The sequence below is a fragment of the Streptomyces sp. NPDC087300 genome, from assembly GCF_044744425.1.
Classification (GTDB): domain Bacteria; phylum Actinomycetota; class Actinomycetes; order Streptomycetales; family Streptomycetaceae; genus Streptomyces.
Genome location: NZ_JBIUYI010000018.1, coordinates 52,555 through 77,316, shown reverse-complemented (window position 1 = coordinate 77,316; position 24,762 = coordinate 52,555). Strand labels below are relative to the sequence as shown.

The window sequence follows — 24,762 nt, the reverse complement described above, 5'->3', positions numbered from 1 at the left end:
CCTCCTTACCCACCCGCTCAACCCAACAATTTATTTTTTTTTCTTCCAAAAAACTTTTCACCCCCCCCCCGGGCCCCGGTGGGGGGGGGGGCGGGGCGCCCCCCCCCCCCGGGCCCCCCCCCACGGCTCCGAGGGACGGTCACGCCGGGGGTGTGTGGGTTCTGTCGCGCTTGTTGAGCCAGCCGAAGCACCCCGCGAAGACAGCGGCGAGGCCGACCGACACGGCGGCGACGGTAAAGCTCACCTGGTAGGCATGGGCGGTGGGCACGTTGCTGCCCTCGATGGTGTCCGAGCTGAGGAGCACGGCGGTCACCGAGCTGGCGATGCTGCCGCCGATGAGCCGGACGAGCGAGTTGACGGCGCTGGCGACAGCGGTCTTGGAGGGGTCCACGTGCTCGACGGCCATGGTGCCGAGGGCTGCGAAGGAGAGGCCGACACCGATCCCGAGGAGGGCCGTGGCGACGTAGATGTCGTACGCGTGGTCGTGCCGCATGATCAGCCACACGTTCGAGAGGGCGGCGACCGCCGATCCGGTCGCGACCATCGCGGCGGCCGAGGTCTTGCGGACGAAGCGGCCCGCGAGCGGGGAGATGACGATAAGCAGCGCGGTGGTCGGCAGCAGGTAGACGCCGGCCATCAGGACGGAGGCGTCGAAGCCGTAGCCCACCTCGGAGGGGGTCTGGACGTAGCTGGGCAAGAGGGTGAATCCCGCGTAGAGCGCGAAGCCGAGGAGGAACGAGGCGAGGCTGGCGCCGATCGTGCCGCGGTGGGTCAGCATCGCGACGTCGACCAGGGGCGCGGGCGACCGGCGCTCGATGGCGATCCAGACGGCGAGGAGCACGACGGCCGCGACGAGCAGGCCGATCACGGAGCCCGAGGTCCAGCCCCAGTCCTTCCCCTTGCTCATGCCGAGCAGCAGGGCGATCAGCGCGGCCGTGAGGGTCACGGCGCCGGGTACGTCCGGTCGTCCGCCCACGGGCGGCGTCACATCGCGCACCACCCAGGCGGTGAGCGCGGTGGCGAGGAGGGAAAGGCCGGTGATGAGCCAGAAGACGATGCGGTAACCACTGGTGTACTCGGCGATCAGACCACTGATGATCATGCCGAGACCGACGCCGATGCCCATGGTCGCGCTCAGCACGCCGATGCCGGTGGTCATCTTCTCGCGCGGCAGGAGGTCGCGTACGGCGCCGATGGCCAGGGGCACGGTCGCCGCGGAGACGCCCTGGAATACCCGGCCGACCATGAGGACAGTGATCGAGGTGGACACGGCGGCGACGAGGGACCCGACGACCAGTAACCCGAGGGTGAGCAGCAGCATCCGTCGTCGGCCGTACATGTCGCCGAGGCGGCTGAAGAGCGGCGTGGCCACGGCGCCGCACAGAAGGCTGATGGTGAGGGCCCAGCTCACCGCGGAGGCGGAGGCATGCAGCGATTCCTGCAGGCGGGGCAGGAGGGGGATGACCGCGCTCTGCTGGATGGACGCGGTGGAGGCAGCCACGGACAGGGCGATGACGACCATGCCCTGGCGGTGTCCCGTGGGCCGGGCGGACGAATCTGTTGGAATCTTGGCTGCGGAGGGCACGGACATGACTGTCCCCCTTCGGGGGTGTGTATAACTGACATAGGTAGTTGTCCGCCGCGGAGGGGCGGCTCAGGTAGATAACTACCTTAGGTAGATACTGGGAAGGGTGCAAGTGTCATGGACGAAGGCATCGACGGCCTGTTCTCCCTCGCCCCGAAGCTCGCGCAGCTCGGCGCGACGCTGAACAGCAACTGGCTCCATGAAAGGGCGACCGCCCTGGCCGGCGTTCCATTGGAGCGCCCGGCCCTGCAGATCCTCGGAGTGCTGCAGGGCTCTGGCGGCCCCCTGAGGATCGGCGAGATCGCCACCGAGATGAGAGTCGAAGGCCCGCACGTCACCAGACACGTCCAGCGTCTGGAGCGGAAGGGCCTGGTGTACCGGGTCACCGATCCCCAGGACAAGCGGGCCCGCCTGATCGAGCTGACACCGGCCGGTGCTGACCTCAGTACGCGCTATCGGTCGGTGGTGATCGACTGGCTGTCTCAGGCGTTCATGTCGTGGCCGGAGAGCGACAGGCGCGAACTCGTACGGCTCGGGGGGCGGATGGTGGACGACTTCCTCGACTTCCTGAAGAAGGCGGAGGAGTATGACCCGCACCAGGAGGAGTCGGCGGACTGGCAGGCAATCGGCTGACCTCCTGTCGGCACGGGAAGGCGAACGGCGGCGAGCGGGCCCCTCGGTACGGGGCCCACTCGCCGTCCTGGACGGTCGCTCACTGGGGTGTTTGTCCCGCGGTGGCCAACGTCGGCGCGTGCAGGCTCACGGTGGACGGAGGCTCCTGCGGGCCCGGCACCAGGTGCCACCGCTGGACGCCCGTGTCCACGGCGGCCGGGAGGGCGTCGAGGCAGTCGCACCCGGATTCGGTGAAGCCCGCGAAGCGGTACGCCACTTCCATGATGCGGTTGCGGTCCGTGGCGCGGAAGTCGGCCACGAGGTGCACGCCCGTCGCGGCCGCCTGGTCGATCAGCCAGCGCAGGATGACCGAGCCCGCGCCGAAGGAGACCACCCGGCAGGAGGTGGCGAGCAGTTTGAGGCGCCAGACGGCCGACCCTCTCTCCAGGAGCATGACGCCCACCGCGCCGTGCGGACCGAAGCGGTCCCGGAGGGTGGTCACCAGCACCTCGTGGTGAGGGTCCTTCATGAGCGCGCGCAGGGTGTCCTCGGAGTAGTGCACACCGGTCGCGTTCATCTGACTGGTCCGCAGGGTGAGTTCCTCGACCCGGGGCAGCTCCTCGTCCGTGGCCGACGCGATCCGCATCTCCAGGCCGAGCGAGCGGAGGAACTCCTCGTCGGGCCCTTCGAACGCGGAACGCGCCGAGTCCCGCTCGAAGCCGGCCTGGTACATCTTCCGGCGGCGGTGCGAGTCGACCGTGGACACCGGAGGGGTGAACTCGGCCAGCTTCGGCAGGGATAGCACGTGCTCCGCGGGGTAGAGCCGTACCTCCGGCAGGTGGTGGGCGACCTCGGCGCGCTCGGTCGGCTGGTCGTCGACGAACGCCATGGCCCGCTGGGCGAAGTTCAGCCGTTCCGCTATGGCGCCGACCGACGTGGACTTCGGGCCCCAGCCGATGTGCGGAAGGACGAAGTACTCGGCGATGCCGAGCTGTTCGAGCCGTTGCCACGCCAGGTCGTGGTCGTTCTTGCTCGCCACCGCCTGCAGGATGCCCCGCTTGTCCAGCTCGATGACGACGTCCCGGACGGCAGGAGGCAGAACGACCTCGTCGTCCTCCAGAAGGGTGCCCTGCCAGAGCGTGTTGTCCAGGTCCCAGACCAGGCACTTTACCAACTGGGGCTGCTTCTCGCTCATGCCCACACCGCCAGTGCCTGCTCGCCGAGGGCAAGTTGGCAGATCTCGCTGCTGCCCTCGATGATCTCCATCAGTTTCGCGTCGCGGTGGGCGCGCGCCACGGCGTGGCCGTCGCGGGCGCCGGCCGAGGCCAGGACCTGGACGGCCGTCGCGGCGCCGCGGACCGCCTGGGTCGCCCCGACGTGCTTGGCCAGCAGGCTGGCGGTCACCACTTCCGGGGAACCCTCGTCCCAGCAGCGGCTGGCGTGTTCGCAGGCGCGGGTGACGGACTGTTCCGCCACCAGCAGTTCGGCCAGGTGCCGTGCGACCAGTTGGTGGTCGGCGAGCCGGCTGCCGAACTGCCTTCGGGTCGCGGCGTGCCGGGCGGACGCGGCCAGGCACGCCCGCAGGATGCCCGCGCAGCCCCAGGCCACCGACATCCGGCCGTACGACAGGGCCGTGGTGACCAGCAGCCCGGGGGGCTGGCCCGCTCCGGGCAGCACGTTCTCCGCGGGCACACGAACCCCGTCGAAACCGACGACGGAGTGGCCCGCCGCGCGGCAGCCCAGCGCGTCGGGTATCCGCTCGATCCGTACGCCGGGCGTGGAGGCGGGAACCAGCACCACGGCGGCGCCCTCGCCGTACCGGCCGAAGACGACCAGGACGTCGGCGTAGGCGGCGGCGGTGATCCAGACCTTGGTTCCGTCGACCACGGCACTGCTGCCGTCGAGGACGATGCGCGTCTCCATCGCCGACAGGTCGCTGCCGGCGTCGGGCTCGCTGAACGCCACGGCCGCGAGCTCGCCACCGGTCAGCGCGGGCAGGAACTGCTTCCGCTGCCATGGTCCGCCGATGCGGCTGATCGTCCAGGCGGCCATCCCCTGCGAGGTCATCAGGCTCCGCAACGAGCTGCACAGGCTGCCGACGTACGCCGTCAGCTCGCCGCTCTCCAGGCTCGACAGACCCAGCCCGCCGAACTCCCGCGGCACTTCGGCGCACAACACGCCCTTCGCCCCCAGTTCCCGCACCAGGGTGTCGGGTATCGCGCCCGTGCGGTCCCAGGAATCGGGCTGGTCACCGATGAGTCCGGTGGCCAGCTCCCTGGCTTCGGCGAGCGTGTCACCCACGGTCGCCTCCGCCGGCCGGCTCCTGGAGCCGGGACACCAAGGTGCTCATCGTCCGCACCGTACGGAAGTTGTCCAGCTGCAGATCGGCACCGCCGATCACGACGTGGAAGGTCTTTTCCAGGAAGACCACCAGCTGCATGGCGAACAGCGAAGAAACCGCCCCCTGGGCGAAGATGTCCTGCTCGTCCTCCCAGGTCCGCCGGGTGTGCTGGGACAGGAAGTCCCGGATCGCTTCCTTCACCGTTCCCTCGGCTGTGGTCGTCATGATGTACGCCCTCCGTAGTCGTAGAAGCCCCGGCCGCTCTTACGGCCGAGGTCGCCCCGCGCGACCTTCTCCAGCAGCAGCCCGCAGGGGCGGCATCCCTCGTCGCCGGTACGCTCGGCCAGCACGCGCAGCGAGTCGGCCAGGTTGTCCAGGCCGATAAGGTCGGCCGTGCGCAGCGGGCCCGTGCGATGGCCGAGACATCCCTGGAACAGGTCGTCGACCGCCTCCGGAGTCGCGCGGCCCTCCTCAACGACGCGGATCGCGTCGTTGAGCATCCGGTGCAGGACCCGGCTGGTGACAAAACCCGGCCCGTCGCCCACCACCACGGGCCGCCGCCCCAGCGCCGTCAGCAGGCGCGTGACAGCGGTCATGGTGCGCTCGCTGCTGCGCGGCCCCCGGACCACCTCGACCATCGGGATCAGGTACGCGGGATTCATGAAGTGCACGCCTGCCAGGTCCGCGGGGCGGGACACGGCGCCGGCCAGCTCGTCGATGGGGATCGCCGAGGTGTTGGAGACGAGCGGGGTGCCCTCGGACACCACGGCCGCCACGTCGGCGAGCACCTTGCCCTTCTCCTCGGCCAGCTCGGTGATGGCCTCGATCACGACCGTCGCGCCGGCGGCGGCGTCGGCCGAGCTGCTGGTGGTCAGCGGGCCCGGCTCCCTGCCGGTTGGAAGGGCGTTCATCAGACGGGCCATCCGGAGCTGCTCCCCGACCTCTTCCCGAGCAGGGCTGAGCCGGTCCCCGTCGATGTCGATCAGGGTCACGGGTACGCCGTGGCCGATGGCCATCGCGGTGATGCTCGTACCCATCACACCCGCTCCAAGGACAGCGAGCCGACCGTCGAAATAGTTCTCTGTCACGAAATTCTCCGCAACTTCGTGGGGAAATTTCCCCGCACTTGTTCCTGTTGGGGCGGCGTCACAATGGTGTGGGTGGCAGCTGCACGGGGCAACCCCTGTTCCGGTGCATCGATTTCGGGATCCTCCTTATTTCGATCCGTGCGGGAAGCGGTGGAGCGGCGCGGGCCAGGGGGTCGCCTGGGTTCCGGATCATAGCTGTTTCAGGGGTTCTCCCTTCCTGCTCACCTCTGCAAATAGGCAGGTCAAGATGATTTTTCTGGAGCGTGGCAGTCGGTTGGTCGGGGTGGCGCACGTGCCGCGAACTGCCGCCCCCAGAGGGGTCGAGAGGTGATTCTGGGGTTGTTTTCGTATGCCGCGCAGTCATAGTGTTTTCATGCAGTCGAGATCAATTCGGCAATCAGTAGGGATTTCTCATGGGCACCCTAAACTTCGTTCCCTCGGTATTCAGGTCCGGTTCTTTTAACGGCGATGGAAAGCAGGACATCCTTGCTCGTGACGCACGCACGGGAGAGCTCTTCGTCTTTCCCCACAGCGATGGGTTCCGGGGCGCGGAGACGTACGGGGAGCCGGTCCTCATCGGTACGGGCTTCGGCTCGCACCTCTGGCTGTGCGCGGGCGACCTGACCGGCGACGGCAGGGCGGACGTCGTGTGCATCACCGACGACGACCGCGCCTTGGTCTTCCTCAACCAGGGAGGCCTGGACGGGCTCGGCACGCTCGGCGAGGCGATCCACGTCGGCGGCAAACCGCCGGAGCGCGCCTACGACACCATCGCGCTCGGCGACCTGACCGGGAACGGGGTGGTCGACATCATCGGCCGGGTGCAGGGAACGGGGGACGTCCACCGGATCATGCACCAGGGCAAGGTTGACGCGGCGAACACCTTCGCCCCGCCCGCAGACTTCGCCGTCATCGCCCCCGCCGACCTGCCGGTCGGCCTCGCCGACATCACCGGCAGCGGCGAACTAGACCTGCTCGTACGGCATGCCGATGGCACCCTGTCCGCCCACGAGGTCTACGCGGGCGGACGGGGCGAGGACGGCCTGCCCCTCGGTCCCGGCGGTTGGCACACCCTCGGCTCCGGCTGGCTGGAGACTGCGGTCATCGACATCACGGACATCGACGGCGACGGCCGCCCCGACCTGCTGGCGGTACGCCCGGACGGCGAACTCGTCGTGCACCGACACAGCGGCTCCTTCGACCCCGAGAACCCGGGAGCCACCTTCCTGCCGCCGGTCGCGGTCGGAGCGGGCTGGGGCGGTTTCGACATCGTCAGCTGACCCGTGGCCACCGCACCCCCTTCGCACGACAGCTTCGACAGAACGGGAAAGAGCATGAGCAGTCTGACGACCTGGAAACAGCTCAGTGACGGCACCGACGACGTCGTCCTCGCTGTCGACTTCGATGCGACCGGTCGCATCGAGGCCCGCTTCACCGACTTCGTACAGCTCCTGCGGCCGGGGGGCACCGTCTGGGAGACCAGGCCCCAGGCCATTTCCGCCCGTCCGGACCTCCCCGCGGAAACGTACGTCAAGCAATGGGTGGACGAGGTCGCGGACAGCGGCCGCACGGTCCGGGGCGTCCTGGCCTTCTGCGCGGGCAGCGTCTATGCCGCCGCGATCGCGGCGGAGATCGAGAAGGCTCAGGGCACGTTCCCGGTGACGGTGCTGTTCGACCCGGAGCGGGCGACCGCCGCCAACCTGTACTGGCAGTTCCACAAGGCGGTCGGGCAGATGGTCACCACCCTCGGGGAGTCCGAGGTGGGACAGGCCCAGGACGCCGGACAGCGGGCCCAGGAGCAGTGCACCTCGCTCACGGAGCTGGCCCACCAGCTGTTGCCGCTCTACGAATCCGTGGCCGACAGCGCCTGCGCGAAGCTCGGTCTGGACGAACGCCGATGCGCCGAGATGTCCGAGACCGCGGGCGCTTTCCTGTCGTACCTCTCGATCGCCGAGCAGATCGATCCGACCCAGGTCTGGCGGCGCTGCACGGCCATCACCTCCCACACACCGACCAGCGGCCTGAACGGGTTCCGGATGCTCAATCCTGGCCGGGACGCCCGGATCGTGGCCCACGAGTACCGCTTCGAGACGCCGCACACCGAGCTGCTGCGCAGCTCCGACGTCGCCCGAGCCGTCTCCCGACTGCTTACCGCCCGCTGACCTGCCCACGTTGCCGCAGCAACCGCCGGCATCCACGCGTCAGAGACAGGAAAATCGGAATGCCCACTCCTTCACAGCCCTCCGCGCACGGCTCCGCCCTCACGACCCTGACCGCGGCCAGCCGCAAGGAGCAGGCGCTGTGGCTCCTGGAGCAGCTTGTTCCGACCAGCGCTGTCAACAACCTCTCGGTCGTCTTCACCACCGAAGGGCCGTTGGGACATCGGGAGGTCCAGCAGACCCTCGACGTACTGCTGCGGCGGCACGAAGCGCTGCGCACCGTGTTCTACGGTGTCGAGGGCGCCTTGACCAAGCTGGCGCTGCCCGCCGACCGGTGCCCCGTGACCGTGGAGTTCGCCTCGGTCCCGGCGGACGGAACCGAGGCGGCGGTGGCGGCGCTCGTCGGGCGCCCGTTCACCTTCGACGGGCAGCCCCTGGTCCGGGTCGGCCACTTCCGCGGCCCCGACGGTGACGTTGTCGCCCTGGTCGTCCACCACATCGTCTTCGACAGCACGTCCGCCGCCATCCTTCTCGAAGAGTTCCGGCACGTCTACGAGTCACTCGCCGCCGGCGGGCGGGTGCCCGAAGGGCTGAGCGCCCCGCAGCCCGCACTGGTCCCGGCGTCCTACTCCGATGCCAGCCTCGCCTACTGGCGGGAGCACCTGGAAGGCTTCGACCCGGCGGCGCTCGGCCTGGCCTGCGGGACGGAGGACCGGCCCTCCCCGACGCTCACCGGCGACTCGGTCCTGCACACGCTGTCGGCCGCGGCCCGGGACGCGGTCCGCGGCCTCCAGAAGGAGCTGCGCGCCCCCGAAGCCGTCGTTCTGCTCGCTGCCTACTACCTGCTGCTGGCCCGCCACGGTGCAGGGCCCGACCTGGTCGTCGGCGCCCCCGCCAACGTCCGCCCGCCGCAGTCCTCGCGCGCCGTCGGCTACCACGTCAACACACTCCCGCTGCGGGCACGAGTCGACCTCAGGGCCGGGTTCCGGGACCTGGCCGCGCAGGCCCGTACCGCTTTCTTCGGGGCGATCACCCATGCCGACGTGCCCGTCGACGTGCTCCTGCCGGAGATCAAGCACGCGGGTACCACCTGGCGCAACACCGTCTTTCGCCACCTATTCAACTACGTGCCGAACGCGGGACAGCCCGCCTTCGACCTCGCCGGCACCCCGGCTCGGCAGCTGCTGGTGGAGAACGGCTACAGCAAGTTCGACCTGGAGTTCTTCTTCTTCTCCTCCTCCGAGGACCTCACCGTCCGCGGTGTGTTCTACACAGAGGTGCTGACAGCCACGGACACCCGGTTCCTCCTGGAGCGGTACGACGCCCTGCTCGTCACCCTGGCCACGGACCCCGATCGCCCGATGGGCGAACTCCCGCTGGCCGCCGAGCGCGACCGTGCCGTCATTGAAGCGGCCAATGCCACCGATGCCCCGGTGGTGCCCGCCACGCTGATCGAGGCGGTGGCCGGGACGGTGCGCCGCAGCCCGCGTGCCGTTGCCTTGGTGGACGGAGAACGGTCGGTCAGCTACGCGCGGCTGTGGCGCGCCGCACTGTCCGACCGCGATCTGCTGCGCGCGGCGGGAGCCGGGCCGGGAGACATCGTGGCGCTCGCCGGGCGGCGCGGGCCCGAGCTGGCCGCCGCGGTCCTCGGCGCCTGGCTGGCCGGCGCGGCCTACCTCTGCCTGGACCCCGACCACCCCGCTCAGCGCACCGCCTACCTCCTTGAGGACTCCGGGGCCCGGATCGTGCTGACCGCACCCGGCGTCGATCACCGGGCCGGCCACGGCGTCCGTACGATGCCGATGGCCCCGGTCGCCGACACCGGCGCCCCCGAGGTCACCGAGCAGGAACTGACCGCGGCCGTCGACGAGCACGCCACGGCGTTCCTCATCTACACCTCGGGCTCCACCGGAAGGCCCAAGGGCACGGTCATCACCCACAGCGGCGCCGCCAACGTCATCGGCCACTTCGTCCGCGAACTGCGGGCGGATGCCGGGAGCGCGACGCTCTGGCTCACCACCTTCACCTTCGATATCTCGGCCCTGGAACTCTTCCTGCCGTTCGTCTCTGGCGGCCGTGTCGTCGTCGCTCCCGACACCGCCCGCACCGACGGTGCCGTGCTCCTGGACAACCTGACGCGGCACGGTGTGAGCATCGTCCAGGCCACCCCCACCACATGGCGGCTCATTGTGGAGCAGGCCGGGCACCAACTGGCCGGCATCCGGGGCGTCACCGGCGGCGAGCCCCTGCCGGCCGCGCTGGCCCGTCGCATCACCGCGGCCGGCTGCGAGCTGCGCAACGCGTACGCACCGTCCGAGACCACGATCTACTCCACCTGTGGTGCGGTGCCCGAAGGCGCCACCACCGTCGACATCGGTGTGCCGATGTCCAACACCCGTGCCTTCATCACCGACGCCGAAGGCCGGGAGCTCCCCGTCGGGGTGAGCGGTGAACTGTGCATCGCGGGAAGGGGAGTGGCCCTCGGCTACCACGGGCGGCCGGAACTGACGGCGGAGCGGTTCGCCACCCACCCGGAGTACGGCCGTTTCTACCGCACCGGTGACCTCGCCCGCTGGCTTCCTGACGGCACCATCGAACTGCATGGGCGGGTCGACCGGCAGGTCAAGGTGCGGGGCAATCGCCTCGAGCTCGGTGAGGTCGAGGCCGTCATGCTGGAGCACCCCGACGTGCGGGGCGTGGCCGTAGTCGTCGCCGACGACGAAGCGAGCGGCGGCCCCCTGCTGATCGCCTTCGTCGAGACGGAGGCCGTGCCGGACAGCCTCACCGAGCAGCTGTGGGAGCACGCGCGCGCCGCCCTGCCGGGAGCGGCCGTGCCTCAGCAGTTCATCGCGCTCAAGGCCTTCCCGACCACGGTCAGCCAGAAGACGGACTACCTGGAGCTGAAGCGCATCGCCCAGAGGATGCGTGCCGAACGCCACGCGGCCGAGCCAGCGCCGGGGCGGGCCGCCGCCGTGAGCGACCCGGTGACCGGCGGGCTGATCGCGCTGTGGCAGGAGCTGCTGGAGCGTACCGACGTCGACGGCGATACCAACTTCTTCGCCCACGGCGGACATTCACTCCTCGGGGCACAGCTCGTGCAGCGCGCCGAGGCGGCCTTCGGCACACCTCTGACCCTCGCCGACCTCTACGCCGACCTCACACCGGCCCAGCTCGCCGCACGTATCCGTACCGCACACAGCACAAGCGATCCAACCGCCAGGGGTTGGGAGCAGGAGGCGTAATCGAATGAGCGAGTTTTCCCCCTCCCCGGCGGCGGCCGGCACGGCTCCCGAGCCCATCGCCGTAACCGGCCTCTCCTGCCGACTGCCCGGCGCGGCGGACCCCACGGCGTTCTGGCAGCTGCTGCGGCAGGCCGAGCACGGAATCTGTGAAGTGCCCGACGGCCGATGGGACTGTGCCGCGGACGGCCGCGCGACGTCCGGCACCCGGCTGGGCGGTTTCCTTGAGAACGTTGATGGATTCGACGCCGCCTTCTTCTCCGTCTCCCCCCACGAAGCGGCGATGATGGACCCCCAGCAGCGCCTCGCGCTCGAACTGGCGTGGGAAGCTCTGGAATCGGCGGGGACGGCACCGACCGCGCTCAGCGACAGCCGGACGGGTGTCTTCGTCGGCGCCATTTCCGGCGACTACGCCGCGCTGGTGGCCCGCGGCGGCCCCGATGCCGTCACCCAGCACACCATGACCGGCCTGGAACGCGGCCTGATCGCCAACCGTGTCTCCTACCACCTGGGACTACAGGGCCCGAGCATGACCGTCGACGCGGCCCAGGCGTCCTCCCTCGTGGCCGTCCACCTGGCCTGTGAGAGCCTGCGCTCCGGAGAGTCGGAGACCACCCTGGCCGGCGGGGTGCACCTCAACCTCAGTGAGGAGGGCGCGCTGGCCGTCGCCCGGTTCGGCGGGCTCTCGCCCGACGGGCGCAGCTACACCTTCGACGAGCGCGCCAACGGCTTCGTCCGCGGGGAAGGCGGCGGGTTCGTCGTCCTCAAGCTGCTCTCCAGGGCCCTGGCGGACGGCGACCGGATCCACTGCCTGATCCGGGGCAGCGCTGTCAACAACGACGGCAGGACGGACGGCCTGACGCGCCCCAGCCCGAAGGCGCAGGCGGACGTGTTGCGCCGGGCGTACGCGCATGCGGGCGTCGACCCGGCCGATGTCGGATATGTCGAACTGCACGGCACCGGCACCCCGGTCGGGGACCCCATCGAGGCATCGGCCCTCGGTGAGGTCCTGGGCACGGCCCGGCCCGCAGGCACGCCGCTGCCGGTCGGTTCCGCGAAGACCAATGTCGGGCACCTCGAAGGCGCGGCAGGAATCGTGGGCCTACTCAAGACCGTGCTCAGCATCGCGCATGAGGAGGTGCCGGCCAGCCTGAACTTCGAGCGCCCGAACACCGAGATCCCGTTGCGCGAACTGAACCTGCGGGTACCGACCCGGCTGATGCCCTGGCTGGCGGGGGAGGTGCCGCGTCGGGCGGGTGTGTCCTCGTTCGGCATGGGCGGTACGAACGTGCATGTGGTGGTGGAGGAGGCTCCGGCGTCCGAGTCTGCCGTCGATGCGGTGGTGGAAGGGTCTTCGGGTGCTGTGCCGTTTGTGTTGTCGGCGCGTTCGCGTCCGGCGCTGGCGGAGCTGGCCGGGCGGCTGGCCGAGGGCCTTCCCGATGTTCCGTTGGGTGAGCTGAGTTGGGCGTTGCAGCATGCGCGGACCCGATTCGAGCACCGGGCCGTGGTGGTGGCGGACAGCCGGCAGGACCTGTTGTCGGCGTTGCACGGTCTGCGTGATGAGCAGCCTGATCCCCGTACGGTCACCGGGACGGTGTCGGGTCGGGGTGGCAAGACGGTCTTCGTGTTTCCCGGGCAGGGTTCGCAGTGGCCGGACATGGCCCGTCAGCTCGCGGAGGAGGAGCCGGTCTTCGCGCGGCATCTGTCCGAGTGCGCCGATGCCCTGGCCCCGCACACCGAGTGGAATCCCCACCACACGCTCCTCAACGCTCCCGGGGCTGCTTCCCTGGACGATGTCGATGTGGTGCAGCCCGCGTTGTGGGCGGTGATGGTCAGTCTCGCCCGTCTGTGGCAGCACTACGGCGTCCACCCTGACGCGGTGATCGGCCACTCCCAGGGCGAGATCGCCGCGGCTCATGTCGCCGGGGCGCTGAGCCTGGACGATGCGGCCCGGGTGGTGGCCCTGCGCAGTCGTGCGCTGCGTGCCCTTGCCGGGACCGGTGGCATGCTGTCGGTCAACCTCAGTGCCGACGAGGCGAAACAACTGCTGGGTCCCTGGCGCGAGCGTGCCCATGTGGCTGCGTTGAACGCGCCCGACATCACGGTTCTGGCGGGCGAGGCGCAGGCGTTGGCGGCCATCCGTGAGCACTGCGAGCAGCACGGGGTGCGGGCGCGTGTGATCGCGGTCGACTACGCCTCCCACTCGCCGCACGTCGAGCCCCTGGCCGACGACATCCGCAGCGTTCTGGCCGGCATCCGTCCGACCGCTGCCGAGGTTCCCTTCTACTCCACCGTGACCGGGTCCCTCCTGGACACCACGGCGCTGACGGGCGAGTACTGGTTCACCAATCTGCGCCGACCGGTTCTCCTGCACCCGACTCTCACCGCTCTCGCCGAGTCCGGGCACACCCGCTTTGTCGAGGCCAGTGCCCACCCGATCCTGACGACCGCGATCCGCACCACCCTCGAACACGGTCATCCCCACCACACCACCACCGGCACTCTGACCCGCGATCACGGCACCCGTCACGACTTCCTGCTGGCCACCGCCCACGCCCACACCCAGGGCCACACCCCCACCTGGCACACCCCCGCCCCCCGCACCACCCCGACCCTGCCCACCTACCCCTTCCAACGCCAACGCCACTGGATCACCACCACAACCCCCACACCGCACAACGCCACGGTGCAGCCCGTGCCACGGGCAGCGGCAGAAGCCGACGCACCCGTACCGGCGCTGGTGCGCCGCGCGCTGGACGCCACCGGAGACCTGCGGGCGCAGGTGCTGCTCGACGGGATACGGGCGCACATGATGATCGTCCTCGGCTACGCGAGCCCCGAGGAGATCGACGCCACGAGCACGTTCCGCGATCTCGGGGTGGAATCGCTCACCGCTGTACAACTGCGGGACCGGCTGGTGGACGCCACCGGGCTGTCGCTGCCGTCGTCCCTGCTGTACGACCACCCGACGCCGGACCTGCTCGCGGAACACCTGCTGGCGGAGCTGACGGACGGCGAGGGCGCGGCGGAGGCCGCAGGCCCGGTCCGGCGCGAGGCGTTGCCTGCGGACGACCCCATCGCCATCGTCTCCATGGGCTGCCGGTTCCCCGGCGGGGCCGACACCCCGGAACGGCTCTGGCAGCTGGTGGCCGACGGCACTGACGCCATCTCCGAGTTCCCTGTGAACCGGGGGTGGGACCTGGACGCGCTCTACGACCCTGACCCGGACAACCCGCGGACCAGCTATGTCCGGCACGGAGGGTTCCTGCACGACGCCGACCGGTTCGACCCGGAGTTCTTCGGCATCTCGCCGCGCGAGGCGCTGGCCATCGACCCGCAACAGCGGCTGATGATGGAGGTCGTTTGGGAAGCGGTGGAGCGCGCGGGCATCGATCCGGAGTCGCTGCACGGCAGCCGGACGGGCGTGTACGTGGGCGCGATGGCGCAGGACTACGGGCCACGGCTGGACGAGGACGCACAGGGACTTGAGGGCTACCGGCTCACCGGCAGTACGACGAGTGTCGCCTCCGGACGGCTGGCCTATCTCCTCGGCCTGAAGGGACCGGCGATCACGGTCGACACCGCGTGCTCGTCCTCACTGGTCGCGCTGCACCTGGCGGTGCGCTCCCTGCGACAGGGCGAGTGCTCGCTGGCTCTGGCCGGCGGGGTCACGGTGATGCCGAGCGCGGGGATCTTCCTGGAGTTCAGCCGCCAGCGCGGTCTCGCGGCCGATGGGCGCTGCAAGCCGTTCGCCGCCGCTGCGGACGGTACGGGCTGGGGCGAAGGGGCTGGAGTACTGGTCCTGGAACGGCTCTCCGACGCGCGGCGCAACGGCCATCCGGTACTCGCCCTGATCCGCGGTTCCGCGGTCAACCAGGACGGCGCGAGCAACGGGTTGGCCGCCCCGAACGGCCCCGCCCAGCAGCAGGCCATCGACCTCGCGCTCGCCGACGCCGGTCTCGCGCCGGACGCGGTCGAGTTGGTGGAGGCACACGGCACGGGCACCACGCTCGGCGACCCCATCGAGGCGAACGCGCTGCTCAAGGCGTACGGGCGGGGCCGTCCGGCGGAACGCCCCCTGTGGCTGGGCTCGCTCAAGTCCAACATCGGGCACGCCCAGGCGGCGGCTGGGGTCGGCGGGATCATCAAGACGGTGATGGCCCTGCGGCACGGCCTGATGCCCAGGACCCTGCACGTGGACGAGCCGACACCGCATGTCGACTGGGCCGCCGGGCACGTTCGGCTGCTTACTGAGGAGCGTGCGTGGCTGGCGGGGGAGGTGCCGCGTCGGGCGGGTGTGTCCTCGTTCGGCATCAGCGGTACGAACGTGCATGTGGTGGTGGAGGAGGCTCCGGCGTCCGAGTCTGCCGTCGATGCGGTGGTGGAAGGGTCTTCGGGTGCTGTGCCGTTTGTGTTGTCGGCGCGTTCGCGTCCGGCGCTGGCGGAGCTGGCCGGGCGGCTGGCCGAGGGCCTTCCCGATGTTCCGTTGGGTGAGCTGAGTTGGGCGTTGCAGCATGCGCGGACCCGATTCGAGCACCGGGCCGTGGTGGTGGCGGACAGCCGGCAGGACCTGTTGTCGGCGTTGCACGGTCTGCGTGATGAGCAGCCTGATCCCCGTACGGTCACCGGGACGGTGTCGGGTCGGGGTGGCAAGACGGTCTTCGTGTTTCCCGGGCAGGGTTCGCAGTGGCCGGACATGGCCCGTCAGCTCGCGGAGGAGGAGCCGGTCTTCGCGCGGCATCTGTCCGAGTGCGCCGATGCCCTGGCCCCGCACACCGAGTGGAATCCCCACCACACGCTCCTCAACGCTCCCGGGGCTGCTTCCCTGGACGATGTCGATGTGGTGCAGCCCGCGTTGTGGGCGGTGATGGTCAGTCTCGCCCGTCTGTGGCAGCACTACGGCGTCCACCCTGACGCGGTGATCGGCCACTCCCAGGGCGAGATCGCCGCGGCTCATGTCGCCGGGGCGCTGAGCCTGGACGATGCGGCCCGGGTGGTGGCCCTGCGCAGTCGTGCGCTGCGTGCCCTTGCCGGGACCGGTGGCATGCTGTCGGTCAACCTCAGTGCCGACGAGGCGAAACAACTGCTGGGTCCCTGGCGCGAGCGTGCCCATGTGGCTGCGTTGAACGCGCCCGACATCACGGTTCTGGCGGGCGAGGCGCAGGCGTTGGCGGCCATCCGTGAGCACTGCGAGCAGCACGGGGTGCGGGCGCGTGTGATCGCGGTCGACTACGCCTCCCACTCGCCGCACGTCGAGCCCCTGGCCGACGACATCCGCAGCGTTCTGGCCGGCATCCGTCCGACCGCTGCCGAGGTTCCCTTCTACTCCACCGTGACCGGGTCCCTCCTGGACACCACGGCGCTGACGGGCGAGTACTGGTTCACCAATCTGCGCCGACCGGTTCTCCTGCACCCGACTCTCACCGCTCTCGCCGAGTCCGGGCACACCCGCTTTGTCGAGGCCAGTGCCCACCCGATCCTGACGACCGCGATCCGCACCACCCTCGAACACGGTCATCCCCACCACACCACCACCGGCACTCTGACCCGCGATCACGGCACCCGTCACGACTTCCTGCTGGCCACCGCCCACGCCCACACCCAGGGCCACACCCCCACCTGGCACACCCCCGCCCCCCGCACCACCCCGACCCTGCCCACCTACCCCTTCCAACGCCAACGCCACTGGATCACCACCACAACCCCCACACCGCACAACGGACACCACCCACTGCTCTCAGCGGAGACCCGACTGGCGGAGAACGGCGGTCTGCTCCTGACAGGCCGGCTGTCGACCGCCGCACACCCCTGGCTGGAGGACCACGCTGTCGCCGGCTCGATGGTGCTGCCCGGTACGGCTTTCGCCGAGCTCGTGCTGCACGCCGGGGACCGGGTCGGTCACGACCTGCTGGCAGAACTCACGCTGGAGACGCCGTTGGTGTTCCCGGCACGGAGCGGCACAGTCCAGGTGCAGCTCGCCGTGGGTGCCGATGAGGCCGGACTGCGGACGGTGCACGTGTACGGCCGCCCCGACGACGCGGACGACGACGCACCGTGGACCCGGCACGCCACAGCGGTGCTGGAGACGGGCCCGGCGGTGCACGTGGGGGACGAACTGGCGGGCGAGTGGCCGCCACCGGGCGCCCAACCCGTGTCCGTGGCCGACCTGTACGAGCGGCTGGCCGCCACCGGGTACGCCTACGGTCCGGCCTTCCAGGGGCTGCGTGCGCTGTGGAGGCGCGGCGACGAGCTGTTCGCCGACGTCGCGTTGCCCGAGGAGGACGCCGAGGCGTTCGGGCTGCACCCGGCCCTGTGCGACGCCGCGCTGCACGCCGCTCTGGCCGACACGGCAGGCGACGGCCTGCGGCTCCCCTTCGCCTGGTCGGGAGTGACGCTTCACGCGACGGGCGCCGCTGCGCTGCGCGTATGTCTCGTCCCGACGGGTGAGGAGACCTATGCGCTGACGGCCGCGGACCCGGTCGGCGGACCGGTGCTGAGCGTGGACTCCCTGGCGTTCCGCAAGGTCACGGCGGGCCAGCTCGGTGCTGGCGCCCGCTCTGTCAGCGATGCCCTGCACCAGGTCACGTGGCCGGAAGTCCCTCTTCCTTCCGGTGCGTGCGAGGGGGACGTAATACTGGTCGGGACGCGTCCGCTGGGTCCCGTGACGCCGCAGTGCCCCGATCTGGCGGCACTGGGCGCGGCCGTCGAAGGCGGGCTGGACCTGCCGCGGACCGTCTTGCTGCACTGCCCGCCGGAGCCCGATGGCCCTGGCGGAGGGACGGCACGGAAGGCGTCGGACGCGGCGCAGAACGCGCTGGACACCGTGCGTGCCTGGCTCGGCGACGAGCGGTTCGCCGACGCACGGCTCGTCCTGGTGACCCGGGCGGTGACCGGGCCGGCGCGACTCACACAGTCCCCGGTGTGGGGTCTGGTCCGCTCGGCGCAGACCGAGCACCCGGGCCGGTTCGGGTTGCTGGAGATCGACGATGCCGACGCCTCGTACCGCGGACTGCCCAGGGCCCTGGCACTGGACGAGGAGGAGCCGCAACTCAGGCTGCGCGACGGCGCGCTGTCCGTACCACGGCTGGCCCGGCTCCCCGAAGAAGGGCCGGACGACGGCCAGGCACCTGGCCTCGACCCGGACGGCACGGTGCTGATCACCGGAGCCACCGGCCTGCTGGGCGGATTGCTGGCCCGCCACCTGTGCCGTGCGCACGGGATGCGCCATGTGCTGCTGGTGGGCCGCAGGGGAGCCCGGGCCGACGGCATGGCCGAACTGGTCGCCGACCTCGAGTCGCTGGGTGCGCGGGTGACTGTGGCAGCGTGCGACGTGGCCGACCGGGACGCGCTCGCCGGACTGCTGGACATGGGCCTCACCGAGCACCCTCTGACCGCGGTGGTGCACGCGGCAGGCGTGCTGGACGACGCCTCCGTCGCCGAACTGACCGACGATCAGCTGGCACGCGTGCTGCGGCCCAAGGTGGAAGCAGCATTGAACCTGCACGAACTGACCCGCAGCCTGGACCTAGCGGCTTTCGTGCTGTTCTCGTCCGTCGCCGGAGTGCTGGGCAACGCGGGCCAGGCCAACTACGCGGCCGGCAGCGTGTTCCTCGACGCGCTGGCCGAACACCGCCGGAGCCTGGGGCTGCCAGCGACGTCACTGGCCTGGGGACTGTGGACCGAGGGCAGCGGCATGACCGGACACCTGACCCAGGCCGACGTCCAGCGGATGGCCCGCGCCGGCCTGGGCGCACTGGACACCGAAGAGGGGCTGGCGCTGTTCGACGCGTGCCTGTCCCGGGGCGACGCTACGCTCGTACCCGCGCGCCTCGACCTCACGGCGCTGCGCAAACGGGCCGCCTCCCATGAGGTGCCGCCGCTGCTGCGCGGCCTGGTGCGGCTGCCGGCCCGGCGCACGGCCGCCGCCCGCGCCGCCGGAACCGAGGACCTGGCCCAGCGCCTGGCCTCCCTTCCGCCCGACGAGCAGCAGCAGGCGCTGATGCGGCTGGTCGAGGCACACACCGCCACCGTCCTGGGACACCCGAGGGGAACTCCGGTCGCGGCGGACCGCGCCTTCAAGGACCTGGGGTTCGACTCGCTGTCGTCGGTCGAACTGCGCAACCGGCTGAACGAGGCGACCAGTCTGCGGCTCCCCGCGACCGTTCTCTTCGACCACCCGACGCCGGAGGCACTCGCCTCCCGGCTGCGGTCGGAATTCACGAGTGCGAGGCCAGCGGGCCCCGCGGCTGCGGCGCCAGGAGCGGCTCCCGTCGACGAGCCGATCGCGATCGTGGGAATGAGCTGCCGGTTCCCGGGCGGGGTGCGCTCTCCCGAAGAGCTGTGGCAGTTGGTGGCATCGGGGACGGACGCCGTCGCGGAGCTCTCCGCGGAGCGCGGCTGGGACCTCGAAGAGCTCTACCACCCCGACCCGGACCACCCCGGCACCTTCTACGCCACGGCCGCAGGACTCCTCGACGATCACGACGCGGCCGGATTCGACGCCGAGTTCTTCGGCATCTCGCCCCGGGAGGCGCTGGCGATGGACCCCCAGCAGCGACTGCTGCTGGAGACGGCCTGGGAAGCACTGGAGCGGGCCGGGCTTGACCCGCACGGCCTCAAGGGCAGCCGAACCGGTGTGTTCGTGGGCTCGATGTCCCCTGACTACGCCGTCCCGACGGCGCCGGGCGAACAGGGTAGCGAAGGATACGTGCTCACCGGTACCAGCGGCAGCGTGCTCTCGGGCAGGCTCGCGTACACCTTCGGTCTTGAGGGACCTGCGGTCACCGTGGACACCGCCTGTTCCTCGTCCCTGGTGGCGCTGCACCTGGCGGCGCAGGCGCTGCGGCGCGGCGAGTGCTCCCTGGCGCTGGCCGCGGGGGTCACCGTGATGTCGACGCCGCGCACCTTCATCGAGTTCAGCAGGCAGCGGGGGCTGGCGGCGGACGGCCGGTGCAAGTCGTTCGCCGAGGCCGCCGACGGCACGGGGTGGGCCGAGGGCGCCGGGACGCTGCTGGTGGAACGGCTGTCCGACGCGCGGCGGCAGGGGCACCGGGTGCTGGCCGTGCTGCGGGGCAGCGCGGTCAACCAGGACGGCGCGAGCAACGGCCTGACCGCCCCGAACGGCCTCGCCCAGCAGCGGGTCATCCGGGAAGCGCTGACCGCGGCAGGACTGACGGCGGCTGAAGTGGATGCGGTGGAGGCGCACGGCACCGGCACTGCGCTCGGCGACCCCATCGAGGCACAGGCGATCCTGGCCACCTACGGGCAGGAGCGCACGCAGGGCCGGCCGCTGTGGCTCGGTTCGCTGAAGTCGAACATCGGGCACGCACAGGCCGCCGCGGGCATCGGCGGAGTCATCAAGACCGTGATGGCCCTGAGGCACGGCCTGCTGCCGAAGACCCTGCACGTGAACCGCCCGTCGACGCACGTCGACTGGACGGCGGGCGACGTCGAGCTGCTCACCGAAGCCACCCCCTGGCCGGAGACCGGGCGGCCCCGCCGAGCAGGGGTGTCCTCCTTCGGCATCAGCGGGACGAACGCGCACGTCGTCCTGGAACAGGCCGAGCCCGCGATGACGCCGGAGCGGGTCGAGACACCCGTGGTGCCCTGGGTGCTGTCCGCCAGGACCCCCGAGGCGCTGGCCGAGCAGGCCGCCCGGCTGGCGGCGTACGCCGAAGAGCGGGCGGACCTGGAGCCGGCCGCCGTGGGACGCGCACTGGTCGGGTCGCGGGCCCTGCTGCCGTACCGGGCGGTGGTGACCGGCGAGGACCGGGAAGAGCTCGTGGCGGGACTGCGCGCGCTGCCCGCGGACAGACTCCCGCACGAGGTGGGAGCGGTGGGCGGCAAGGTCGCCTTCCTCTTCAGCGGGCAGGGCTCGCAGCACCCGGGCATGGGCCGTGAACTGTACGAGCGGTTCGCGGTGTTCGCCCAGGCCTTGGACGCCGCGTGCGCGGAGCTTGATCCGCTGCTGCCGGCGCCGCTGCTGCCGGTGATCCTTGGTACGGCGGAACCGGAACGGGCGGGCGACCTGGACCTCACGGTCTTCACGCAGCCCGCGCTGTTCGCCTACGAGGTCGCCCTGTTCCGGCTGTTGGCTTCGTGGGGCCTGCGCCCCGACCACGTGGCGGGGCACTCGGTGGGCGAGCTGGCAGCCGCGCATGTGGCGGGTGTCCTGACCCTCGCCGACGCGGCCGTACTGGTAGCGGCACGGGGCACCGCGATGCAGGCACTGTCCGCCCGCGGCGCGATGGTGGCGCTCCAGCTGCCGGAGTCCGAGGCGCTGCTGTTGCTCGACGGCCAGCCCGATGTCTCGGTCGCGGCCGTCAACGGCCCCGCAGCCGTGGTGATCGCGGGGGACGAGGACGCCGTGCTGGAGATCGCCGCGCAGGTGCGGGAACGGGGAGTCAGGACGCGTCGGCTGCGGGTCAGCCACGCCTTCCACTCGTCGCACATGGACCCCGTGCTTGACGGCTTGCGCAACGTGGCCCGGGGCCTTGACCCAAGAGCCCCTGAACTGCCCTTCGTCTCCACGGTCACCGGGCAGGCGGACAGTCCCGCCGACGCCGAGTACTGGGTGCGCCACGTGCGCCGTGGGGTGCGCTTCCACGACGCGGTGACGACGCTCGCAGAGCTGGGCACCACGCTGTTCGTCGAGGTCGGGCCCGACGGCGTATTGACCGCGATGGCCCGCGAAGCACTCGGCGAGCGGGCCGAAGGCCTGGGCTTTGTGGCGGCCCAGCGCAAGGGACGGCCGCAGGTGCGCGCCGCCGCCGACGCGCTGGGGGCCGGGCACGTCCACGGCGCGGCCGTGGACTGGAGCGCGTTCCTCGGGACAGGCCCGGCGTACGAGAGCGCCGCCGAACTGCCCACCTACCCCTTCCGGCACCAGCACTTCTGGCCAGCCCCGGCACCGGCCGCGGCGGCTGCCGGGCTGGTCGGCACCGGGCATCCGCTCCTGACCGCCGAGGTCCCGCTGGCGAACCGGGCAGGAGCACTGTTCACCGGACAGCTCTCCCTGTGGCGGCAGCCGTGGCTCGGCGAGCACACCGTTCTCGGCACCGCCCTGGTGCCCGGCGCGGCCCTCCTGGAGCTGGTGCAGCACGCCGGTGTCCGTACGGGATGCGAGCAGGTCGCCGAGTTCGTGCTGGAGGCACCGCTGGTGCTGCCCGAACGCGGAGGGCTGATGCTTCAGGTCGTGGTCGACGAACCGGAGGAGTCCGGAGCGCGCCGGGTGGGCGTGTACGCACGCCCCGCCGCTGAGGAAGGCCCCGGCGCCTGGGTCCGGCACGCGGGCGGCACCCTGCGGCCCGCGGACGGGGCGCAGGTGTGCGCACCGCCCCGCGCATGGCCGCCGGAGGGCGCCGAGGAACTGCCGCTCGACGGGCTGTACGAGCGGCTGGCGGAGGCCGGCTTCGTGTACGGACCCGCCTTCGCCGGACTGCGCAGGGCCTGGCGCCGAGGGACGGAGACCTTCGCGGACGTCGCGGTGCGGCACATGGCGGACACCGACGGATTCACGTTCCCGCCCACCCTGCTGGACGCCGCGCTGCACACGACGAAGCTCGACGGCGGGGACGACGGCCGGCTGCCCTTCGCGTTCGGCGAGGTCCGGCTGCACCCGGGGAAGCACGAGGCACTGCGGGTACGTATCGCCTCCGTTCCGGGCAGCGGCCACAGGGTGGAGGCGTTCGGCGTCGACGGACGGCCCGCGTTCACCATCGGCTCCCTGTCCCTGCGGCAGATGTCGCCTCAGGCGTTGCGACGGGCGGGCGGCCGGCCCCCGCTCTACCGGCTGGACTGGACCGCCCTGCCGGCCGCGCCGCGGCCCGCCCCAGACAGCGCCCCCTGGGCCGTGGTCGACTCCGGTGGACTGTTCGGGGCCCCACCTGCCGGGGTCCCGGTCTACCCCGACCTCCAGGCGGTGCACATCGCGGCCGACGTGGGCGAACCCGTGCCGGAAACCGTGCTGTTCACGCTCGCGGCCACCGACGGCAGCGCAGCCGACAGCAGCGCCACCGACGTGCACGCGGTCGTACTCGACGTGCTCGGCGCGGTCCGGCGCTGGCTGGCCGACGAACGCTTCGCCGCCTCCCACCTCGTGCTGGCAGTCCCCGAAACGGCGGGGCTCGGCCAGGCCGCGGTGGAAGGGCTGATGCGGTCCGTCCAGACCGAGCAACCCGGCCGATTCACCCTCGCCCGCCTCGATGCGACGACGGACGCCATGCGGGTGCTCGCCGCGGTCCGACAGGCGCGCCAGGCCCGCGAGCCGCAGTTCTCGCTCCTTGAGGACGGCGTGCGGGTGCCCAGGCTGGTCAGGGCGGCCCCTTTGCGGGAGAGCGCGGAGAAGCCGGTGTTCGGCGGTACGGGCACGGTCCTCCTGACGGGGGCCACGGGTACGCTGGGTCGATTGACGGCCCGTCACCTGGTCGAGGTGCACGGGGTGCGGGAACTGCTGCTCGTCAGCCGCCGGGGCTCCGCGGCGGCGGGGGCCGGGGATCTACTGCGGGACCTCGCGGCGCTCGGTGCCCGCGTGGAGATCGCCGCCTGCGACCTCGCCGACCGCGGCCAGGCCGACGCGCTGCTCGACGCCGTGCCCGCCGACCGGCCGCTGCGGGCCGTGGTGCACGCCGCGGGCGTCCTGGACGACGGCGTGGCGACAGGGCTGACGGCCGAGCAGGTCCGTACCGTCCTGCGCGCCAAAGTGGACGCCGCGCTGAACCTGCACGAAGCGACCGCGGGCCTGGACCTGTCGGCGTTCGTGCTGTTCTCCTCGGCCGCGGGGACGCTGGGCACCGCAGGGCAGGCCAACTACGCGGCGGCGAACGCCTTCCTGGACGCCCTGGCCCGCGCCCGTGCAGCACGCGGACTGCCCGCGCTCTCCCTCGCCTGGGGCCTGTGGGACCAGGCGACGGGCATGGCCGGAGGCCTCGCGCGCACGGAAACGCTGCGGCTGGCACGCTCGGGCGTCGCCGCGCTCTCCGTACAGGAGGCACTGGAGCTGTTCGACGCCGCGTGCGCGGGCCCGGATCCGGTCGTGCTGCCGGTGCGGCTCGACCTGCCGGCCCTAAGGTCCCAGGGTGAGGACGGGCCGGCGCTGCTGCGGGGCCTCATACCGCAGCCGCTCCGCGCCGCCGCCTCAACGGCCGTCGCACCGGAGTCGGCGGCGGAGCGGCTGGTGCGGCTGCCCGCGGTCGAACGCGCCGCGGAACTGCTCGCCCTGGTCAGGACCCAGGCCGCCGCGGTGCTCGGCTTCGCGTCCCCCAAGGCGGTGCGGCCCGACCGAGGGTTCATGGAGATGGGCTTCGACTCGCTGACCGCGGTGGAGTTCCGCAACCGGATCAATCGCGTCACCGGCCTGTCCCTGCCGCCGACCGTGCTCTTCGACCACCCCGAGCCCACCCTGCTCGCCGACCGGCTCGGCGAAGAGCTGGCGGCACCGGCCGGCGAAGCCCCGGCGGCGCCGCACACGCCTCCGCTCGGCGAACTGGAGCGGCTCGAAGCGTGGTTCGGCACGGAACCCGCGGACGAGGCGGTCCGCACATCGGTGATCGGGCGCCTACGGCAGGTGCTGACCCGGGTCGCACCCGAGCCGGTCCCCGTCCCGGAACGACGCGACCCCACCGACATCGACCAGTCCACCGACGACGAAATCTTCGACCTCATCGACAACGCCCTGCGCACGCCGGGCGAGCGCACCGGTGCACCGGTCGACGACAGCCTTCCGTTCAAGGAGTGAACC

The 24,762-nt window shown here is 71.3% G+C and carries 10 protein-coding genes; 5 read left to right on the top strand and 5 right to left on the bottom strand.

The genetic code is table 11. From position 1 onward, the window contains the following. Positions 1-139 precede the first annotated feature (139 nt). Positions 140-1,591, bottom strand: a complete 1,452-nt coding sequence (locus ACIO9J_RS41800) for an MFS transporter (protein ID WP_402010786.1) — start codon at positions 1,589-1,591, stop codon at positions 140-142. A gap of 111 nt (positions 1,592-1,702) precedes the next feature. On the opposite strand from ACIO9J_RS41800, the gene ACIO9J_RS41795 reads away from it, so the two are divergent. Then, entirely contained in the window at positions 1,703-2,218 is a 516-nt protein-coding gene (locus tag ACIO9J_RS41795) for a MarR family winged helix-turn-helix transcriptional regulator (protein ID WP_402010785.1), read from the top strand. A 79-nt stretch (positions 2,219-2,297) separates the two neighbouring features. Here ACIO9J_RS41795 and ACIO9J_RS41790 read toward each other — a convergent pair whose 3' ends face one another. The 4 genes from ACIO9J_RS41790 to ACIO9J_RS41775 are packed head-to-tail and all read right to left on the bottom strand — an operon-like array spanning position 2,298 to position 5,626. After that, positions 2,298-3,392: an HAD-IIIC family phosphatase gene (locus ACIO9J_RS41790; RefSeq protein ID WP_402010783.1), complete on the bottom strand. Its 1,095-nt coding sequence runs from the start codon at positions 3,390-3,392 to the stop codon at positions 2,298-2,300. Continuing rightward, positions 3,389-4,498 (bottom strand): acyl-CoA dehydrogenase family protein, encoded by a 1,110-nt coding sequence (locus tag ACIO9J_RS41785; RefSeq protein WP_402010781.1) that lies wholly within the window; start codon positions 4,496-4,498, stop codon positions 3,389-3,391. The genes ACIO9J_RS41790 and ACIO9J_RS41785 overlap by 4 nt, the downstream gene beginning before the upstream one ends. Continuing rightward, complete coding sequence (locus ACIO9J_RS41780) at positions 4,491-4,763, bottom strand: acyl carrier protein (RefSeq protein ID WP_402010779.1); 273 nt, start codon at positions 4,761-4,763, stop codon at positions 4,491-4,493. Before ACIO9J_RS41780 ends, ACIO9J_RS41785 begins: the two co-directional genes overlap by 8 nt. Further along, positions 4,760-5,626, bottom strand: coding sequence for a 3-hydroxyacyl-CoA dehydrogenase family protein (locus ACIO9J_RS41775; RefSeq protein WP_402010778.1), 867 nt, complete (start codon positions 5,624-5,626; stop codon positions 4,760-4,762). The genes ACIO9J_RS41780 and ACIO9J_RS41775 overlap by 4 nt, the downstream gene beginning before the upstream one ends. Before the next feature lie 413 nt (positions 5,627-6,039). On the opposite strand from ACIO9J_RS41775, the gene ACIO9J_RS41770 reads away from it, so the two are divergent. The 4 genes from ACIO9J_RS41770 to ACIO9J_RS41755 are packed head-to-tail and all read left to right on the top strand — an operon-like array spanning position 6,040 to position 24,759. Then, on the top strand, positions 6,040-6,906 hold the full coding sequence (locus tag ACIO9J_RS41770; protein WP_402010776.1) for an FG-GAP repeat domain-containing protein: 867 nt from the start codon (positions 6,040-6,042) through the stop codon (positions 6,904-6,906). 54 nt (positions 6,907-6,960) lie between these two features. Next, the gene (locus ACIO9J_RS41765) at positions 6,961-7,788 is read left to right on the top strand and encodes a hypothetical protein (protein WP_402010774.1); all 828 of its coding nucleotides are present in this window, start codon (positions 6,961-6,963) and stop codon (positions 7,786-7,788) included. A gap of 59 nt (positions 7,789-7,847) precedes the next feature. Continuing rightward, entirely contained in the window at positions 7,848-11,027 is a 3,180-nt protein-coding gene (locus tag ACIO9J_RS41760; RefSeq protein WP_402010773.1) for an amino acid adenylation domain-containing protein, read from the top strand. Between the two features lie 4 nt (positions 11,028-11,031). After that, positions 11,032-24,759 (top strand): type I polyketide synthase, encoded by a 13,728-nt coding sequence (locus tag ACIO9J_RS41755; RefSeq protein ID WP_402010771.1) that lies wholly within the window; start codon positions 11,032-11,034, stop codon positions 24,757-24,759. The last annotated feature ends 3 nt before the right edge of the window (positions 24,760-24,762 follow it).

Excerpts from the sequence above, each read along its gene's own strand:
- ACIO9J_RS41800 (WP_402010786.1), bottom strand. The coding sequence starts at position 1,591 with ATGTCCGTGCCCTCCGCAGCCAAGATTCCAACAGATTCGTCCGCCCGG.
- ACIO9J_RS41760 (WP_402010773.1), top strand. The coding sequence starts at position 7,848 with ATGCCCACTCCTTCACAGCCCTCCGCGCACGGCTCCGCCCTCACGACC.
- ACIO9J_RS41770 (WP_402010776.1), top strand. The coding sequence starts at position 6,040 with ATGGGCACCCTAAACTTCGTTCCCTCGGTATTCAGGTCCGGTTCTTTT.
- ACIO9J_RS41755 (WP_402010771.1), top strand. The coding sequence starts at position 11,032 with ATGAGCGAGTTTTCCCCCTCCCCGGCGGCGGCCGGCACGGCTCCCGAG.
- ACIO9J_RS41795 (WP_402010785.1), top strand. The coding sequence starts at position 1,703 with ATGGACGAAGGCATCGACGGCCTGTTCTCCCTCGCCCCGAAGCTCGCG.
- ACIO9J_RS41780 (WP_402010779.1), bottom strand. The coding sequence starts at position 4,763 with ATGACGACCACAGCCGAGGGAACGGTGAAGGAAGCGATCCGGGACTTC.
- ACIO9J_RS41765 (WP_402010774.1), top strand. The coding sequence starts at position 6,961 with ATGAGCAGTCTGACGACCTGGAAACAGCTCAGTGACGGCACCGACGAC.
- ACIO9J_RS41790 (WP_402010783.1), bottom strand. The coding sequence starts at position 3,392 with ATGAGCGAGAAGCAGCCCCAGTTGGTAAAGTGCCTGGTCTGGGACCTG.